Source organism: Anaerotignum neopropionicum (assembly GCF_001571775.1).
In the GTDB taxonomy this organism is placed as follows: Bacteria; Bacillota; Clostridia; order Lachnospirales; family Anaerotignaceae; genus Chakrabartyella; species Chakrabartyella neopropionicum.
Map to the genome: position 1 here is coordinate 127,266 of NZ_LRVM01000003.1, position 19,556 is coordinate 146,821.

General features: G+C 38.6%; 17 protein-coding genes. 2 read left to right on the forward strand and 15 right to left on the reverse strand.

Annotation, left to right across the window (positions count from 1 at the left end):
* Positions 1 to 40 precede the first annotated feature (40 nt).
* From thrS to CLNEO_RS06315, 8 genes are all read right to left on the reverse strand, one after another.
* Positions 41 to 1,948: a threonine--tRNA ligase gene (thrS, locus tag CLNEO_RS06280; protein WP_066086079.1), complete on the reverse strand. Its 1,908-nt coding sequence runs from the start codon at positions 1,946 to 1,948 to the stop codon at positions 41 to 43.
* Between the two features lie 375 nt (positions 1,949 to 2,323).
* On the reverse strand, positions 2,324 to 3,244 hold the full coding sequence (locus CLNEO_RS06285) for a magnesium transporter CorA family protein (RefSeq protein WP_066086085.1): 921 nt from the start codon (positions 3,242 to 3,244) through the stop codon (positions 2,324 to 2,326).
* Positions 3,245 to 3,311: 67 nt separating this feature from the next.
* Positions 3,312 to 3,623 (reverse strand): YbjQ family protein, encoded by a 312-nt coding sequence (locus tag CLNEO_RS06290; protein WP_066086088.1) that lies wholly within the window; start codon positions 3,621 to 3,623, stop codon positions 3,312 to 3,314.
* A 383-nt stretch (positions 3,624 to 4,006) separates the two neighbouring features.
* A complete protein-coding gene (locus CLNEO_RS06295) occupies positions 4,007 to 4,753 on the reverse strand; it encodes an amino acid ABC transporter ATP-binding protein (RefSeq protein ID WP_066086093.1) in 747 nt (248 codons plus the stop codon).
* Positions 4,743 to 5,471, reverse strand: a complete 729-nt coding sequence (locus CLNEO_RS06300) for an amino acid ABC transporter permease (RefSeq protein ID WP_066086096.1) — start codon at positions 5,469 to 5,471, stop codon at positions 4,743 to 4,745. Before CLNEO_RS06300 ends, CLNEO_RS06295 begins: the two co-directional genes overlap by 11 nt.
* 70 nt (positions 5,472 to 5,541) lie before the next feature.
* On the reverse strand, positions 5,542 to 6,351 hold the full coding sequence (locus CLNEO_RS06305) for a transporter substrate-binding domain-containing protein (RefSeq protein ID WP_066086099.1): 810 nt from the start codon (positions 6,349 to 6,351) through the stop codon (positions 5,542 to 5,544).
* Between the two features lie 276 nt (positions 6,352 to 6,627).
* Positions 6,628 to 7,890, reverse strand: a complete 1,263-nt coding sequence (locus tag CLNEO_RS06310) for a chloride channel protein (RefSeq protein WP_242864174.1) — start codon at positions 7,888 to 7,890, stop codon at positions 6,628 to 6,630.
* A 442-nt stretch (positions 7,891 to 8,332) separates the two neighbouring features.
* Complete coding sequence (locus CLNEO_RS06315; protein WP_066086102.1) at positions 8,333 to 9,802, reverse strand: sensor domain-containing diguanylate cyclase; 1,470 nt, start codon at positions 9,800 to 9,802, stop codon at positions 8,333 to 8,335.
* A gap of 1,062 nt (positions 9,803 to 10,864) precedes the next feature.
* Here CLNEO_RS06315 and CLNEO_RS06320 point away from each other — a divergent pair.
* Entirely contained in the window at positions 10,865 to 11,347 is a 483-nt protein-coding gene (locus CLNEO_RS06320) for a hypothetical protein (protein ID WP_066086105.1), read from the forward strand.
* 233 nt (positions 11,348 to 11,580) lie between these two features.
* Here the strand turns inward: CLNEO_RS06320 and CLNEO_RS06325 are convergent, their stop codons facing one another.
* The 5 genes from CLNEO_RS06325 to CLNEO_RS06345 all read right to left on the reverse strand — a co-directional run bounded on the left by CLNEO_RS06325 (position 11,581) and on the right by CLNEO_RS06345 (position 14,754).
* Complete coding sequence (locus CLNEO_RS06325) at positions 11,581 to 11,781, reverse strand: cold-shock protein (RefSeq protein WP_066086108.1); 201 nt, start codon at positions 11,779 to 11,781, stop codon at positions 11,581 to 11,583.
* 105 nt (positions 11,782 to 11,886) lie between these two features.
* A complete protein-coding gene (gene rnhA, locus CLNEO_RS06330; RefSeq protein WP_066086111.1) occupies positions 11,887 to 12,354 on the reverse strand; it encodes a ribonuclease HI in 468 nt (155 codons plus the stop codon).
* Positions 12,351 to 13,052, reverse strand: coding sequence for a 2-C-methyl-D-erythritol 4-phosphate cytidylyltransferase (ispD, locus tag CLNEO_RS06335; protein WP_066086113.1), 702 nt, complete (start codon positions 13,050 to 13,052; stop codon positions 12,351 to 12,353). Before ispD ends, rnhA begins: the two co-directional genes overlap by 4 nt.
* A gap of 84 nt (positions 13,053 to 13,136) precedes the next feature.
* Positions 13,137 to 14,216: a PIN/TRAM domain-containing protein gene (locus tag CLNEO_RS06340; RefSeq protein ID WP_066086115.1), complete on the reverse strand. Its 1,080-nt coding sequence runs from the start codon at positions 14,214 to 14,216 to the stop codon at positions 13,137 to 13,139.
* Between the two features lie 70 nt (positions 14,217 to 14,286).
* Positions 14,287 to 14,754 carry a CarD family transcriptional regulator gene (locus CLNEO_RS06345; RefSeq protein ID WP_066086118.1) on the reverse strand — a complete coding sequence of 156 codons (468 nt, stop codon included), beginning with the start codon at positions 14,752 to 14,754 and terminating at the stop codon, positions 14,287 to 14,289.
* A gap of 458 nt (positions 14,755 to 15,212) precedes the next feature.
* Between CLNEO_RS06345 and CLNEO_RS06350 the strand changes: the two genes are divergently transcribed.
* Positions 15,213 to 16,106: a DegV family protein gene (locus CLNEO_RS06350; RefSeq protein WP_066086121.1), complete on the forward strand. Its 894-nt coding sequence runs from the start codon at positions 15,213 to 15,215 to the stop codon at positions 16,104 to 16,106.
* 173 nt (positions 16,107 to 16,279) lie between these two features.
* On the opposite strand, the gene alr is transcribed toward CLNEO_RS06350, so the two are convergent.
* Positions 16,280 to 17,473, reverse strand: a complete 1,194-nt coding sequence (alr, locus tag CLNEO_RS06355) for an alanine racemase (RefSeq protein WP_066086123.1) — start codon at positions 17,471 to 17,473, stop codon at positions 16,280 to 16,282.
* A gap of 144 nt (positions 17,474 to 17,617) precedes the next feature.
* Positions 17,618 to 19,531 carry an oxidoreductase gene (locus CLNEO_RS06360; protein ID WP_066086125.1) on the reverse strand — a complete coding sequence of 638 codons (1,914 nt, stop codon included), beginning with the start codon at positions 19,529 to 19,531 and terminating at the stop codon, positions 17,618 to 17,620.
* Positions 19,532 to 19,556 lie beyond the last annotated feature (25 nt).

The window sequence follows — 19,556 nt, forward strand, 5'->3', positions numbered from 1 at the left end:
AAATTCAGTAAAATAAGCTTCAATCTTGCCCTTATAGTAATTAATCCATACTTCTATCTGCAATTTCTTTTTTCAATGCGACAATCACATCTGCCAAATCAACCTGTCCTTCTTCGCCGTTCTTTCTGGAACGTAAAGACACCTTGTTTGCTTCCAAATCCTTTTCGCCAACGACAATGATGTAAGGCACTCTTTCGTTTCTGGCTTCTCTAATTTTGTATCCGATTTTTTCTGCACGATAGTCGACCTCAACGCGGATCCCCTCTTTATCCATAGCATCAGCTACCTGCTTTGCATAATCAGCAAATTTCTCAGAAATAGGCAATACCTTTGCCTGTACAGGTGCGAGCCATGTGGGGAACTGTCCTGCAAAATGCTCAATCAAGATACCTATGAAGCGTTCAATGGAGCCAAAAGCAACACGGTGAATCATAACAGGGCGCTTTTTACTGCCATCCGCTGCTGTATATTCCAACTCGAAGCGTTCAGGCATTTGCATATCCAGCTGAATGGTGCCACACTGCCATGTTCTTCCAATGGAATCCTCCAAGTGGAAGTCAATCTTCGGTCCATAGAATGCGCCGTCGCCTTCGTTTACAACATACTGAATTTTGTTTTCATCCAAAGCATCTCTTAAACCGTTTGTTGCAATTTCCCATGCTTCGTCAGAACCCATGCTATCCTCGGGTCTTGTGGAAAGCTCGATATGATATTTAAAGCCAAACAGCTTATAAACGCCGTCAATCAAACGGATTACACCGCTGATTTCATCTTTAATCTGCTCCTCAGTCATAAAGATATGGGCATCATCCTGATTAAAGCAGCGCACGCGCATCAAACCATGCAAAGCACCGGATTTTTCGTGTCTGTGTACCAAACCAATTTCGCCAACACGCAATGGTAAATCTCTGTAGGAATGCATGTCCTGCTTATAAACCAGCATACCGCCGGGGCAGTTCATAGGCTTCACGCAGAAATCCATATCGTCAATTATAGTTGTATACATATTATCTTTGTAGTGATCCCAGTGACCGCTTCTTTCCCAGAGCTGTTTATTCAAAATAATCGGCGTGGAAACCTCAACATAGCCAGCTTCTTTATGAATTTCTCTCCAGTACTCCAACAAGGTATTCTTAATTACCATGCCTTTTGGCAGGAAGAACGGGAAACCAGGGCCTTCATCCAGCATGGCAAACAGCTTTAATTCCTTGCCCAGCTTTCTATGGTCACGCTTCTTTGCCTCCTCCATCATGGTCAAATATGCTTCCAGTTCCGATGCCTTTGGATAGGAAGTTCCGTAAATACGGGAGAGCATTTTATTTTTCTCGCTGCCTCTCCAATATGCACCGGCAACGGAAGTCAGCTTGATTGCTTTAATATATTTTGTGCTCATCAAGTGAGGGCCTGCACACAGGTCAGTAAAATCTCCCTGTTTATAAAAGGAAATGATTGCATCCTCAGGCAAGTCCCGAATCAACTCAACCTTATAGGGCTCGTCTCTTTCTTCCATATATTGAATAGCTTCCCCACGAGGCAATTCAAAGCGCTCAATGAGTAAATCTTCCTTTACAATTTTTTTCATTTCAGCTTCAATTGCTTCCAATTCCTCGGGAATAAAGGCTTTTTCACGGTCAAAGTCATAGTAGAAGCCATCTGCAATTGCAGGCCCGATTGCAAATTTTGTATCAGGGTAAAGGCGCTTCACAGCTTGTGCTAAGATATGGGAAGTTGTATGGCGGAATGCCATTTTACCTGCCTCATCGCCAAAAGTACAAATACTAACCTCTGCATCTTTTTCCACAACAAATCGCAAGTCCTTCACTTCTCCATCTACAATACCTGCACAAGCATTTCTTGCCAAGCCTTCGCTGATGGACTTAGCAATATCCAATACAGATACTGCCTGTTCAAATTCTTTTACAACGCCATCTTTCAGTGTAATCTTCATAATTTTCCTCTCCTTCTCGAAATAAAACAAGATTTTTCGGAAAGCAGACTGCAATAAAAAAAGCTCCGTCCACTTTCCTTTCGGAAAGGGACGAGAGCATAATTCTCCCGCGGTTCCACCCTTTTTGTTATAAAACCACTCATTTATGACTGTAACGTAGTCGACGGGCTTTATTAGAGCCACTCCGAGGTGGTTTTCGCACTCTTTCTAAACGCAGGACATTTCCACCCATGATTATAAATAAATCCGATGTCCCTCTCTGTCCGTTTTGAAAGGACTACTGTCCTCATCAACGTATTCTATTCTTTAATGAAACACTTAAAATTATAGCACTAAAAATAATTCTGTCAACCCTTTTTTCTTAAATTCCCTCTCTCAAAACCACTTGTGCTTTTTGAAAAAATAAACCCCCGCAACAATAAAAAGTACAGAGATAAATATTACAAATTGATAACCATACTTCCACTCATATTCCGGCATGGTAAGATTCATACCATACCATCCTGCAATCAATGTCAAAGGCAAGAAAATAGTGGTGACTACAGTGAACACCTTCATGGTTGAATTTAAGCTTATGTCAACTTCCGCCTCATAGGACTCTCTTACTTGAGTAACGGAATCTCGAAGATTTATTACGCTTTGATACCTCCGCTCCGTCCTCCTATTTAGCATTTTAAAGGAACGCAGGGTTTTTCCATCAAAGATACCATTTTCATTTTCCTCCAATATGTCAAGCACATTTAAGAACTGCTCATAATATCTCTTCAAGTACATCAATCTTTTTCTAAGGCTAATAATGTTGCCTACGCAGTTATGCCTTTGGGAAGTAATCAAAATCTGTTCCAAATCCATAATTTCCTTTTCAAGGGAGTCAAAAACGTCATAGTCCTCTTTGGTTTGCGCCTCAATGAACAAAAAAATGACACGGTTTAGAGAAACCCGTTCTCCCAAATTTTTTGCACTCTCCTCCAATAAATCCATTACGCGCTGTTTTTGGGAGGTAAAAAAGAATGCTCGGCCTTTTTCCAGGTAAATGACAACACTTCCGTGGCTTAACATTACATTTTGAAAATCCGGCATTTCCAAACTAATACAATCGAAATTCTCGAAAGTATCATACTTTGCATATCCAAAACGTCTTGCCTCCTCAAGAATTGATACAGAAATTCCCCAAGTTGTTGCTCTTTTTTCCATTTCATCATAGGTTGATACAGATAAAAACTCCGTTTCCTTCAATCGGCTTTTTTCCATATATGGGCTGATTTTATATTCGCCGTTGCCAATCGTCATAAACATAGTAAACCGCCCTTTCAAAGCAGAGTTGTTTCCATAATAAATTGATTTTACTTTTTTGCTTCCTTATTTATTTAAATTTCACCGCAGTTCCATAAACCATTACCTCCGCCGCCCCCGGAGTAACGGCACTGGTTGTAAAACGAACATTAACTATCGCCTCAGCTCCAAGCTTTTCCCCCATTTCAATCATACGTTCCGTGGCAATATTACGCGCTTCGATCATCATCTGCGTATAGCCGGAAAGTTCTCCCCCAACAATGCCTTTTAAGCTTGCCCCGATATCCTTCCCAATATGCTTAGATTGAATTGTAGCACCCTGCACCAATCCCAACATTTCTATTTCCTTGCCCGTTATATAGTCTGTATTTACTAAAATCATATTATCACCCTTTCCTTTTATAAATATAATATAACAACCCTTTACTTTTTAAAGCAACAATGCTTTTCACTGGAAAATCCAAAATATTTTCAAGATTCTCTTGGATCTTTCTATAATATTTCCTACACAAAAAATAATCCAAGATAGAATATCCCATTGCGAAAATCGTTAAACCAATGAAACAAACGTAAAATTCCTAATTAATATGACACAATACAAAAATGCCTTTCTTATGTTGTTTTTTCTTTACTATCAAATATAACATATTATACCATGTTTCATTTTTAATAACAGTATAAGAAAAAAGATTTTTCCAAATAAATAACCCTCCTACTGCAATTATTGGACAATAGAAGGGTTCTCCATTCTGTATATACGAAATTTTACAAAACCTTTGCAAGAAAGGTTTGCAAACGTTCACTTTTCGGCTTTTCAAAAATCTCTCTGGGTTTCCCCTCCTCAATGAGCTTACCGTCAGCCATAAACAGTACCCTTGTGCCGACTTCCTTGGCAAAACCCATTTCATGAGTAACAACCACCATTGTCATACTTTCATTGGCCAGCTGCTTCATTACTTCCAAAACCTCGCCAACCATTTCAGGGTCCAACGCTGAGGTGGGCTCATCAAAAAGCATCACCTCCGGCTGCATGCATAAAGCACGCACAATTGCAATACGCTGCTTCTGTCCGCCGGAAAGCTGAGAAGGATAAGCATTGGCACGGTCCTCTAAACCAACTCGTTTTAAAAGATCCATTGCCAAAGCAGTCGCCTCTCCCAAGCTTTTCTTTTGCAGCTTCATAGGGGCAATAACCATATTTTTTAAAATCGTCATATGGGGAAATAAGTTAAAATGCTGAAAAACCATCCCCATGCGCTGACGGTGTATATTTATATTTGTTTTTGCATCCGTAATGTCAATGCCTTCAAAATATATACTTCCCCCTGTGGGAATTTCAAGTAAATTTAAACAGCGTAAAAAGGTTGATTTCCCCGAACCAGAAGGCCCAATCACAACGACCACTTCGCCTTTTTTTATGTCTGTATCAATGCCGTCAAGCGCTTTAATGACGCCGCCATTATAATACTTTTGAACATTTTCAACTTTAATTAAGGTTTCATTAGCGTTCACTGTTTCTCAGCCTCCTTTCCAGCATACCTACAAGACGGGTAAAGAACATTACCATAACCAGATAAATGAGTGCTATTCCAATTAACGGTAAAAATGGCGAAAAAGTTCTGCTTCTGATAATATCGCCTGCCTTTGTTAAATCCTGCAAAGCTACATAACCGGCAACAGAAGTTTCCTTTAACAAAACAATAAATTCGTTTGCCAATGCAGGCAAAACATTCTTGAATGCTTGCGGCACAATGATGTAGCGCATCGTTTGAAAATAATTAAAGCCCAGACTGCGTCCCGCTTCAAACTGTCCCAAATCCACAGACATAATACCGCTTCGCACAATTTCCGCAACATATGCACCGGAATTAATACCAAAGGCCAATACCGCCACTAATATCTTATTATTGGATGAGGCGAAAATAATATAATACATAATCATTAGCTGCACAACAACAGGTGTACCACGAATAACCGTCAAATACACCTGACTAATTACATTAAGGGCAGACAAAACAAATTTGCCCAGTCCAGGGCGCATTTCTTTTTTGTTCTTATCATAGGTAGAACGAATAATTGCAATAAAAACACCAATCGCAATTCCCAAAATTACGGCAAATAAAGTCACTTTCAGTGTTACGCTCAAACCATCAACAATATAACGCCATCGATTATCTTTAATAAAGTTTAATTCAAACTGGGCTTGCATTTTTTCCAGCCAGTCACCCATAGAAAACCTCCTACTCTTTTAAAACCAAAATAGGGGCGTAACACGCCCCTATTGCAAAGCGAAAAATAAATTATTCGGCATTGATATATTTATCAATAATCGCCTGAACTGTACCATCGGCAATAAGCTCGTTCAAAGCGCCATTTACCTTTTCAGTTAATTCACTACCCTTTGCAAAGCAGATTGCATAATCCTCAACAGCATACTCCGTATCGAGAATCTTTAAGCCTTCGTTGGCAGCTACAAATTCCTTTGCAGGCTCATTATCAATGATTACGCAGTCAATTTTACCTGTTGCCAAAGACTGCACAGCATCCGCACCCTTGTTATAACGTTCAATTGTTCCTAAACCAGCCCCTTCAATATCATCGGATGCGTAAATATCACCCGTTGTACCGGTCTGCACACCTACATTATAATTTGCACCATCCGCAAACAAATCATCTACAGATGTAATTTGCGAACCTTCCTTTACGATGATAACCTGAACGCCGGTTGCATAAGAATCTGAAAAGTCAACACTTTCAAGACGATCAGGTGTTACTGTCATGCCAGCCATACCGAAGCTTACTTTACCACTTGTTACTGCAGGAATGATGGAATCAAACGCCATATCTTCAATTTCGAAGTCATAGCCCAATTTTCCAGCAATTGCAGCAGCAATTTCGGCATCAATACCAACAATGCCCTGACCTTCATGGAATTCATAAGGTGGGAACTCTGCATTTGTTGCCATAATTAAGGTTTCTTTTTGTGGGCTTTCATTATCATCACCAGCCTTAGGCTGGTCAGCGCTTTGAGAGCCACCACAGCCTGCCAAAGCAGCTGTCATTGCCACTACCATAGTTGTCGCTAAAATAACTTTAAAAAACTTTTTCATAATACCCTTCCTCCCGTTTCTATGATTCAATCATAGGTTAAAATATTCATATTTATATTTGAAATTATACTCCAAAACTGCATAAAATGCAATGGCGTTATTTCACTATAAAACACACAGCTTCGCATAAATTTTTATGCAATGCGCTTAATTATCCATGTTTTTACACATATTCAACTTAGTAAATCCCATTTAAAAGCATATGCTTAACCCGTAAAAAAATTTTTTATTGCATAATTATTTGCATAAACACTGTATATTCACGCATTTCTCTGCTTATTCTACACTTCTATCAATAAATTCAGGTTTTACCTTAGAATACATTATCTTTTGCTCACTATACAGCCCATAATAACCGGAAAGCATATAGCTGATTCCACAGCAAAGGGCATAATATATGATACCTTTTGCACCGAAGAGTTCAATACATAGAACAAACGAAGCAATCGGACAATTTGTCACACCACAAAAAACCGCTGTCATACCCAAGCCGGCGGCAAAGGATGGGGAAAGCCCCAGTATCGGCCCAAAAACACAGCCAAGCGTTGCTCCCACAAAGAAAGTCGGAACAATTTCGCCGCCCTTAAACCCTGCGCCCAATGTAATTGCTGTAAGGATAATTTTAAGCAAAAAAGCCTCTGGCTTTGCTTCTCCTTGAATGGCTTTTTGAATGATATGCATGCCGGCGCCATTGTAGTCATTACAACCAAGAAGAAACGTTAAGCCGATCAACACAGCACCTCCCACAAAAATGCGGACATACTGATTTTTTATGTGCAAGCTATAGAATTGAAAAACCTTATTCATTGTAATACAAAACAGCATACTCACCAGCGCACAAAGTATGCCAAGGACTGCCACAGAAATAGCAACCCTATAGCTCAGCACATCCGGCACGCCATATAAAGCATAAGCCGTCGGTAAAAAGCCCATTCTTTGCGCTAACGCCGCCGCTACAAAAGCCGCAATTGTACCTGGAACGATTGCGGAATAGTGCATAATCCCAACAGAAATCACTTCCATCGAAAAAATAACTGCTGTAATCGGTGTGCCAAACAATGCGGAAAAACCTGCTGCCATACCGCACATTGTTATAATTCTTTCATCCTTTTCATTAAGCTTAATGATACGGCCAAAAAAAGAAGCTAGACTGCCCCCAAGCTGCAGCGCCGCCCCCTCTCTGCCGGCCGATCCACCAAATAAATGTGTTACAATTGTACTAAAAAAAATTAGCGGCGCCGTTTTTAATGAAACAGCTTTATTTTGCCGAACTGCTACCAGAATAAAATTAGTACCTCGGTCATTTTGCATTCCCAGAATATGATAAGAGCCAATGATGGCAAGACCTCCAATAGGTAACAGCCATTGTATGCCAGGATGATCCATTCTAAATTCAGTTGCTTTTTCAAGCAGCCAATGGAAACTAATACCGACAAGACCAACAATCAACCCTATGATGCCCCCAATCAACACCCATTTTACGAATACGAAAAAGACGCCCTCGCTGCTACTAATGTGGGTTTTCACCTTTTCCCACAAATTGATCCCCTCCTTTGCAAAGCAATAAAGCGCTTCTGAAAACTGACTTTCTATAATCTCTTTTATATTTTTTCGCAAAACAAGCATTTTTCAAAAAAGAACATATGGCTTTTTTAGAATTTTTTAAAAAAACACTGCCAAAAAATCAAAAAATAATTTTCAGAAAAGCTTTAAGCTCAAAAATCAGTATACAACATACCCGGAATCCATTCAAGAACATATTTCTACGAAAAAAACGAAAAAGCAACAATTTCTTTTAGGCAATGGAATGGGAAACATTCTCAGCATAAAAAGCACATCACATTGTCTGACAAAACGACGCGCCTTTTATGGGGATGAATTATGGGTTTATATATTTCTCAGGCCAGCCTTCTTCCTTCCCCTTAGAACCATCAAGCTTTCTTCAACAAAAGAAATTTTCCATTGCTTAATAACATCCTGCTTATTTTACCTGGCTGTCCTCTTTTTTCCAAACCGTAATTTGGTTCTTACCACTTTTTTTGGAACAATATACCGCCTTATCAACCTTTTTTATCATCTGCTCCACACTAAGTGTTTCGCTAATCTCAGCAATCCCTGCGCTAACTGTTATATGGTAGCAGCTTTCTTTATTCTCATTTCTCAAAGTGTCCATAAATTGGTTAAGAATGTCCTCTGCCTCATCGAGTGTCGCGTCAAGTATGCCAACAAATTCATCCCCTCCCCAACGAGCTGCAATACCGGAGCCATTCATGGTGTTTTGCAGGCGTTCTCCAACCATTGCAAGAATTGCATTCCCAAACAAATGACCATGTATATCGTTAATATTCTTAAAATTATCTACATCAAACATAAAAAACGTCTTTTTTCTTCCCTGATTTTTGCTCACAAATGAAAGATATTTCATAGAAAACAACTTTCTATTCGGCAGCCCTGTCAATTCGTCAATATTTTCAATTTCAATAATACGCCGATTAAAATTAAGAAAAACAGTTGTAACAACTATAATACAAATCGCAAGAGATATCAGCATAAATATTACATTATCCATGATTCCCTTTCGAAATGAGCTGCTGATTGAATTCATATCCCTTTCCACAATTAAATACCAGCCAAGTGTAGCATCATATTTTGTAATAAGGCATATTCTTCTATTCTCAGCTGTATACCATCGTAATTTAGATTCACCGGAGAAATCCGTTAAAATTTTCCCCTCTACTTTAGTACGTCTTGCCAGCTCTTCTTCGCTTACAAAAACATCTGTATTATTGTCAAAGGAGTTTAAAGAACCGCCTACATTGACAATATACATAGACAAATCATAATTTTCTTCATAGTAGCGAATAATACTCTCGAGATCTGAAACCTCAAGCCCAACACCAATTACGCCAAGTAGTTTACCATCCCCGTCTTCCATACGAAAGTTGATAAAAACTGTAATCACATTACCTTTAGCTTCGTTCGTGTCAATTTGCAAATCATACTCATTTCCAGAACTAATAAAATTATAATACCAAACATCATGCTCATTATTGACTGAAATCACTTTGCTCAGCCCATCCTGAACGTAATAGTTTCCCGTTTGATCGGAAATACAAAAGACTGTTGTATAACCATATTTTTCTTTATATGTACTTAAATAACTGTATAACTGCTGCATATACAAATCATTTTTTTGATTTTCACGCTCATGTGAAAACCATTGTTTTAAAAACTCATCATTCGCCATTGTTTTGGAAACCATCACAGGCTTCGTCATAGAGCTTTCAATTTGCCTCGAAACATCTGTATTTGCAAGACCAACGATGTTTTCCAAATATTCTTCTGACAGATTTTGATAGGATTTCGTTTCTTTGTATACAATGCTGGCAAAACCTGCCATTAAAGCAAGAATTATAATTAAATTACTGAGCAGTAAAAAATGCTTTTTCACGTTTGCCCCCTTGAACATTTAAATTTATTTGGCATTAAAGATTTTTTAAAAAGGTGCCATAAAATTATGTTAAAAACAGTTTGCTTCTATCAATCTGCTTACTTATCCCTAATGTTTTTAAACATTTTCAACTATCAAAATTGACAAAATGGTTCATCATTTTTTGGAAAAACAAACTATTTCTACGCCATTCTTCAGTTATTGCTTTGCATTTATTTTAGCGTACATTATACTACAAAAAAATACAAAATTCTACCAATAATTTATTTTTTGGTCATCTGCGCAATATAAAAAACTATATTACATTTTAAAAATTACAATATTTTGTCCAGTGTTATTTTATTCCATTTAGGGGCTATGAAATTTGGTGTAACTATTATCGCAATACATAAAAGAACGCACAGATTCCAAACTATGCGTTCTTTTATGTTATACCCTTATTTTTTTTGTTTCATGTTACTAAAACTATCTCTTAAAAAAATTTAAACAAAAAAAGTACCAAGCCTCTTTCTTAGAAGTCTGGTAGTTTTATTAAGTGTTTTTCAATACATTATGATCAAACAATCAAAATTTGCTCAAGCGCATATTTCTTTCCTCAAATATATGGTATAATGTTAAATGGTTAATTATACTAAGGTTCAATGGTGTGAAATCAATCGGCTGAGAAAAGAAAATCAGCTTGAGAACATCCATTTGAGCTGGGTTTCAAAAAAATTAGCATAAAACACTCTCTTCGCAAAAAGGTACTCCTTATGATAATGCAGTAGCATCTACATACAACATAATTTAAGCGAAATTTGCATATGGAGAAACATTTATTTCCTTGAAAAATCAGTAGTTAAATTCTTTCATTATGCCTACTTGTATAATAAACAAAGGGTTCATAGCTTAGGATATTTAAAACCTAGAGAATATAAGTTGAAGATCAAATACAGTGTCTGATAAAAAGTTGTATAAAAATGGTTGCCTAATCAGTACTTTCAAAATGAAGATACATTAGCAAAATGAACAGCAAGAAACATGTGAAGCAATCAGTTCTGTATTTAAAAGGAGTAGTGACAAATGTTAGGGCATTTTGGTTTTTCTTATGTAGGTTTCATTTACTTAGTTATGTTAGCTGTTCCGAATATCCTTTGGACAAAAAAACAGCCCCAAGGATATGACACATCGTTTGAAAACAAAATTCTCCTATTCCTAGAAAAAATCGGACAGGCGCTTGTTACCTGCACAGCATTGATTTTTCAGGACTTTAATCTTCAAACTTGGTCCAATTGGTCTTGGTGGCTGATTGCATCATTTTTTCTAATGATATTATATGAACTTTGGTGGGTTCGTTATTTTTGCAGCCAACGAACCTTAGCGGATTTTTATAGCAGCATCCTGGGTATCCCCGTTGCAGGAGCAACCTTGCCTGTAATTGCCTTTCTTTTACTTGGCGTATATGGTAAAGTCATTTGGCTCGTTCTTTCCATCATAATTTTAGGAATTGGACACATCGGCATACATTTGCAGCATTACAATAAAATCAAAGGAACAAAAAAGTAGATACTGCATAAGAAAAACTATAGTTGGCCATACACCTTCAACACTCAGCAGAATATTTTCTGTTATAAGGCAATTTCTTTGCATTCAAAAAGGCACGGGATGCACATCCTATGCCTTTCTCGAGGAAGCCAAACTTCCTTCTGCGTCCAACGATATGAAGCGTTTTCTTGCATAACCAAAAGATAATTTATATTATCAATGCCTAGGCATTTTCAATACAGAATCAAAATCGATTAAGCACGTGTTACATTGGCAGCCTGAGGACCTTTTGCGCCCTGAACAACTTCAAACTCAACTTCCTGACCTTCTTCAAGTGTTTTGTAGCCATCAACCTGAATTGCAGAGAAATGAACGAATACATCATCTTCACCAGGAACGGAAATAAAACCAAAACCTTTTTCTGCGTTGAACCATTTTACTGTACCTTTTTTCATTGAATAAATCCTCCTACATAGATAAATAAGAACTGTTACAGGTCAATACTACCATATTTTTCTTAAAGTGTCAACGCAAATTTCCTAATTAATCACTGTTATCGTTTACAATGTTTCGTAATTTTCGTCATTTTCTAACGTATTTTTTTGCAACGCTGCCCTTGCTAATTGGTCACATCGCTCATTTTCGGGATTATCAGCGTGACCCTTGACCCAAATAAAGGAAACTTTGTGAATCTTCAACAATTCCAACAACCGTTCCCATAAATCTTCGTTAGAAGCTCTTTCTTTTTTGTTGCGCATCCAGCCCTGGCTGCGCCATTTTACTGCCCACCCTTTTTCTATTGCATCCACAACATACTTAGAATCGCTATAAAGCTTGACGTTACAAGGCTCCTTCAATGCTTCCAATCCCCTAATTACAGCCAAAACTTCCATTCGATTGTTCGTTGTTTTATGAAATCCCCCAGACAGCTCCTTTCGTGCTGAACCATAAAGCATAACAACGCCATAGCCTCCCGGCCCCGGGTTTCCAGAACAAGCACCATCCGTATATATAGTAACTGCTTTCATTCCTTTTCCTCCTTCAAAAAACAAGCACCAATCAAAAGATCCTCCTTTGTGGTAATCTTGATATTTTGATAGCTCCCTTGGATCACCTTAATTTTCATTCCTGCAAATTCAGCCACAGAAGCGTCATCCGTACCAACAAAACCCCCTTGCTCCGCCTTTGCATACGCCTTTTCTATGAACTCTCTGCGAAAAGTTTGTGGCGTTTGAATCTGCCAAAGGGAACTGCGCTGGGGGGTTTCCAAAACAAAACCATTTTGATCACAAATTTTCAATGTATCCTTGACTTGAACTCCAAGAACACAACCATCATATTTTTGTGCGGCATCAATGGACCTTTCAATCATTTCCTCCGTCACAAAAGGACGAACTCCATCATGAATTAATACAATTTCCGATTGATGGGAAAGTGCATGCAATCCGCATTTTACAGAATCCTGTCGTTCTTTCCCGCCGGCAACTACAGCAGCCACCTTTTGCCAGCCATAGCTTTTCACCATAGTCCTTACATCCTCGATCTCATTTTTTCCACTTACCAAAACGATCTCATTTATTCTGGAGAATTGCTCAAACTGGCCTACCGTATGAGCTAATATTTCTTTCCCTTCGAGGAGCAAAAATTGCTTGCTGATCTGACTGCCCATACGATTTCCCTTGCCGGCAGCTACAATAATTGCCGAAACAATAGAATCATTATTCATGCATCTTCTCTCCCTTATAAAACAAAAGCCCCTCGCAAACCTTGATAAAAGGATATTTTGCTTTGGGGCTTTTAATACTTTCACTTACGAAGCTGCTGCTACCATTTTTGCAAAAATCATACGTCCGGCTGCTGTCTGTAATACGCTTGTTACGACAACGTTTTTCGTTTCACCAATAAACCTGTTTCCGCCGTCTACAACAATCATCGTGCCATCATTCAAATAAGCAACGCCTTGTCCGCTTTCTTTTCCCGCCTTGATCACAGTTACCTGCATTTCTTCCCCAGGAAGTACTACCGGCTTGATTGCATTTGACAGTTCATTGATATTCAAAACACGCACGCCTTGAAACTCTGCAACTTTATTTAAGTTATAATCGTTTGTAACCACAAAAGCATCCATAGCCTCCGCCATTTTCAGTAACATAGAATCTACTTCCATGGGTTGCTTTGTTGCATATTCCTTGATTTCAACGGAAACTGCCACCTGTTTTTGGATTTCATTTAGAATATCCAAACCACGGCGCCCACGGTTTCGCTTTAAACCATCAGCAGAGTCTGCAATATGACGTAATTCTTCCAAAACAAAATTGGGAATAATAATTTTCCCTTCAATAAAACCTGTCTGCAGTAAATCCAAAATTCTACCATCAATAATTACACTTGTATCTAAAATCTTTGGTCGTCCATAAACAGAAACTTTTTCTTGTGGCACAAAAGCGGGAAGTAGCATTTTCTGGAAACTTCTTACATTAAATTCATCCTTCTTTTTTCTCGCCACTCGAATACCCAAAAAACCAAATAAAATATTTAGCAAGACCACAATAAAAGTACCAATTGCGCCAAACCCACTAAAAGCGATGCCAATTAAGTTTGCAATGACCAAACCAATAACGCCGCCAAGAATCGTTAACGCCAATTCTTTTACATTCATTTTGGTTAATTTTTCTTCTGTTTGAGAAAGCCTTTTTAACATCAATTCCGTTAAGGGCGATGATAAGATAAGATAAAATATAAGTCCGGTAAAAACTGCTAACCCTGTTGGCACATAAACAGGCATGGAAATATGCCATTGAAACTGGTTAGATATAAATAAAATATGCATAAGCGCATAAGTCGCCGCCATAACGATTAAACTCATAATAATCTCAACAAGTCTCTTCATTTTTCCACCTCCTTCCCCCTATTATTGGCAAAAGGGTAAACTACCCATACTTTACCATATCAGAATAATATCAATTTTGTATCCATTTTGCAAGTAATTCTTCTGCTTTTTCGCTATTTATTTCATAAACAGAAATAATTTCACTCAGCACAATTTGTCTCGCCATGCCTAGCAGTCGACATTCAACGGAAGAAAGCTTTTTCTTTTTTTCCTGCTCATATAGCAGCTTTATCACTTTAGCCGCCTCTTCTAACTTTCCTGTCTTTAGTCGTCCAAAGTTTTCCTTATATCTTTGGTTCCAATTATTGGATATTGCAGGCTTACTTTTTCCAACCTGAATTATAGTTTCCTCCACTGCCATCTTTTCACCTGGAGCACGTATTCCTGATTTTTCAGCGCCATCCATTGGGATACGAATTCTTACGTTACCTGTTGGAATACGGATAATATAATACTCGCCATTGTCGGTCCCCTCGATATCTTCGATATATCCGGCTCCATGCATAGGATATATAATTTTTTGTCCTGTTTCAAACATATATATTACCTCCTTTTTTCTAATTTTTCCCGAAAAAGGAGATTCTTATGCCAACCTGTGGACTTAATTATCATAAATCATTTTTTCAAATTAATCTTTAAAATTCCCTGACAATTTCTTTAATTTTTGTGTACGTTTTTTAATGTTGCAGTTTTAGCTGCATGCAAGCAATTTCCGAATGTGTTTTCAGCATCTGGAAAATATAAGTCTATAATAATAATGTATCACGAATGTTTAAAAATAATTTTAATACCCTTGCATAAAACAAAAGTTAAAAATAAAAAAATTATTTATTTACGTTGCTGAAATGAACAAGAATATTGCCTCATATTTTTTGTAAAAACACGAATAATACACATAACATAGTTATTTAAACTACGTTACGTAATTTCTGTTGCATTTCGCTAATTTTTTTGCTATATTATGTATGAGGTAGTAATGTACCGAAGGAGGAAGCTATGGCAGACTATCAAATTTTCAGCGACGGCGCCTGTGATATTGGCAAAGAAAGAGAAAAAGAATTCAATATTTCCCTCGTTCCTTTTTATGTTTCTTTAGATCACGAGAAATATCATAAGGAAATCGAAGAAATTTCTTTAGACGAATATTATAAATTTATGACCGAGCAAAATGGTTTTCCGAAAACCTCTTTGCCCTCTGTTCAGGATTTTATTGACGCTTTTCGTCCTGTTTTACAAGAAGGAAAGGATATCATTTGTACCACAATTACACCCTCTTTAAGTAGTTCTGTTCAATCAGCCACAACCGCAAAAATGATGCTGGAGGAAGAATTTCCAAACGCAAAAATTTATGTCGTTAATTGTTGGCATATTACTGGATCCCAAACTTTAATATTGATGGAAATGGCTAAGATGAAGCGTGCTGGCAAAACAATTGATGAGGTTTTGGAATACGTGGAAAAAGCAAAAGTTGATGCACGCATTCATTTCATGGTTGGTGGGTTAAGTCATCTAGAAGTAGGTGGAAGAATTGGTAAAATTGCCGTTCTTTCCGGCAGCATTTTAAAAATCAAACCTCTTATTATACTTAAAGGGGGAGAAATTAGTGTTGGCGGTGCTGTAAGAAGCAGGAAAAAGGGTCTTATCAAATTGGCAGACATCTCAAAAGAGCATTTTAAAGCAACAGGAGAAAATCCTAAGGATTATGTAGGCTTTGTTGGCACAACAAACGTTTGGGATGAAGTTCCTGAATTTGAAGCCGTGCTAAAAAAGGCTCTGCCGGAAATGGAATTTATTCCATCCTTTCAAATTGGTGCTACGGTTGCTTCTCACACCGGGCCCGGAACCATCGGCTTTTGTTTTGCAAAAAAATATCAAGCCTATCATTTATAAATTTAAAATAAGTATTTTAAACGGTAATCATAACGATATGATTATCGTTTTTTTATTTTTAATAAAAATTACTTATTTCCACCTATGCTTCGTTACTATTGTCTGTATTTTTAGTAGGAGTTTTTTGCAAAAAAAACAGCAGCTTCCACAAAAACTGCTGTTTTAAGTCTTGCTTATTTATATTGATGCAAAACGTGGTCAACTACACCAATAACCTTACCATCTTGAATAAACACACGAGGAACCCTTTTAGTTACAACGCAAGTAAGCTCATAGTTAATCGTTCCCAGCATATCTGCCAATTCTTCAATGGGCAAAACCTGATCTCCTTGATGGCCAAAAACAACGACTTCGTCCCCCATTTTTACATCGGGAATACCTGTTACATCCAGCATGAGCTGATCCATGCAAACACGGCCAACAACCGGAGCAAAATGTCCGTTTACCAGCATTCTAGCCCTGTTAGACAACAAGCGATTGTATCCGTCCGCATATCCAATAGGTACTGTTGCAATGACTCTATCCTTATCCGCCGTATAGGTTCTGCCATAGGAAAGCTGAGAACCGGCTTTTACATGCTTAATCAGTCCAACTGTTGTTTTCAGTGTCATTAAAGGCTTAATATCAATCATGCCTTCGCATTCGCCGGAAGGAAGCATTCCATAGGTAATAATACCGGAGCGGCACATACCCAGGTGTTTTTCGGGATACGCAATGGTTGTTGCACTATTTGCACAATGAGGAATTCCAGTATCTACACCCGCATCCTTTAAAGCATTAACCATTTTGTTGAACCGGATAAACTGCATTTGCGTAAACTGAGGATTGTCCCCCTGATAAGCATCCGCAACTGCATGATGGGTAAAAATACCTGTAATGTGAATATTAGGCATTTTGCTTACTTCAATTAATTCCTTCAAAGATTCCTCAAAGTTTTCATCATCCGTTTGGAAGCCAACACGAGTCATGCCCGTGTCCAGCTTGACATGTACATCTACAATTACACCCGCCTTTTGTGCTTCATTCTGTAATGCCATCCCATAGTCCATCCCAATTAAGGCCTGTGTAATCTTATATTCATTCATTATGCTTACGGTTTCAACGGGAGTATAGCCTAAAACCAAAATCGGCTGAGTAATTCCTTCGTTACGCAAGCTTATACCTTCTTCAATATTGGAAACGCCGAACCAATCAAACCCTGCATCCTGTAAAGCCCGCGCCACATATCCATCACCATGGCCATAAGCATCGGCCTTCACAATTCCCATTACCTTTTCGCCTTCTGCCAGTTTTGACTTGATGCTTTTGATATTATGCGCCAATGCATTCATGTCAATTTCAGCCCAAGTTCTTCTGATAAAATCCATTTTATTTCCCCCTCTGTTCTCTCTCCTAAATAATCAAAAACCCTTTATTTGATTACAGTTGCTTCCAATTAAAACCTCATTAATTATAGTACAATTACCCAGAATAAGCAATAAACATCTTTATTTTTGTTTATTATTGCTAGTTCATGCCAAATAAACCCTTGTGAATAATTCATAAGCTGAATGCACTGCATCAGCCCCGTCTCCAACCTTTTCTGCATCACCAACTAAGGCATAGGACAGCCTCTCATCCATCAAAGGCATGGTTAAATAACCAAATTCCCGCGCCGTAACCCCTGTTGCCAAAATGGCGGCATCTGCTTGCAAAAAATACTTTTGGCCACCAATAGAAACCAACACTTTTCCACCCTCCAAGCCGTCAACGTTGGTGTCTGACATGAATTGAACGCCTTTGGAACGCAAGCTTGAAATCAGCGGTCTTGACAGCGCTCCCAGCCCTTTGCCAAAAGCATCTTGGCTTTCAACAATTTTAATTCTTCTCTGGGCATCCATTTTCATGATATATGCTGCTGTTTCCAGCCCAACAAAGCCACCGCCAATAATTACAATTTGTCCTTCCGAAGACTGGGGTGGAAGAGAAGCCTTCCCCGCCAAAACATCGTTTGCAAATATCCCTTTTTCCTCGCCATCCATCTTGGGTCTGACGGGCTGGCTGCCCGTTGCGATAACCGTAAAATAAGGCTTTTTCTCTATTAAAAATTCTTCAGAGCATTTTTGCCCCAACAAAACATTTACATTTAAATTTTTTAACACCTCTTCCATATAGGCAATATATTCCCCCATTGCTTCCTTTTTAGGAGGTTTTGCCGCCAAATTTAATTGTCCACCCAAGGTTTTTTCCTCAGTAATCAATGTTGTCATAAAACCACGTTCTGCCGCTTTTTTCGCTGCTTCCATTCCGGCAGGACCGCCGCCAACCACCACAACCTCTTTTCTGGTTGCTATTTTTCTTCGCTGTTTTTCAAAATATTCATTCCCTGCCTCAGGATTAAAACCACAAATTACCTCCTGTCCCTTTAAAACTCTAGTAATGCAGCGGTTACAGCCTTGGCAGGGTAAAAACCGCTCTTTTTTTTCCACACGATTTGAAAACTGGGGATCCGCCAAAAAAGCTCTTGCCGAGCCTACTAAGTCACACTGCTTTTCTGCCAGCAATCGTTCCGCCGTTTCACCATCGTGAATCCGATTACAAGCAATTACAGGCAAAGCAATATATTTTTTTAACACTCCGGCAAAAGGTGCATATGCCCCCTTTTCCACATGATAGGAAATCTGCTCCACGGGAGATTCATGCCAACCGCCTGTAACAGTAACACAGTCAATATATTCCTCTGCCAAGCGACAGAAGGAAATCGTATCCTCTAGTCCATAGCCCCCGTCTACCATTTGTGCGCCGGAAACCTTAAGTAAAATAGGTAAATCTCCTACCCTTTCACGGACAGTCCGAATGACCTCAAGGGGAAAACCCATCCCCCCATGGGTTTCATATCCATAGTCGTCTTTCCGCTGGTTTGTAAGCGGCGACAAAAATTCCGATAATAAATACCCCGCCGACGCACTGATTTCAATTGCATCCACCCCTGCATTTTTACACAACTCCCCGGCAAATGCAAAATCCTCTTTTGTTCCTGCTAGCTCAGCCTCATCCATTTCCATAGGTTCTGCCTTATAAATTATAGAGGGAACGGCAGAAGGTGCAAGCAATGCCTTCGTCCCATGGCCCTTTTTGCTGTCATTTCGCCCACAATGAAAAAGCTGGACGATCAGCTTACAGTCATACTGGTGTAATTGATTGGCCAATTGCCTAAGGCTCTCCATTTCAAGAATTTTTCCTTGATGCATTCCTCTTAGACTTCCCGCCTCATTTACAGCCAAAACCATCGTTACCGCAGCAGCACCGCCTTTGGCTCTTTCTTCATAAAACGAAATTTCCCTTTCACTAATTGTATTTCTCTGGGCATAGCCTGTATGCAAGGCCAGCATAATCCATCGGTTCTTCAGTTCCAAATTTCGAATTTTAAATGAAGAATATAGCATTAAATCACTCCGTCCGTTTAAAATT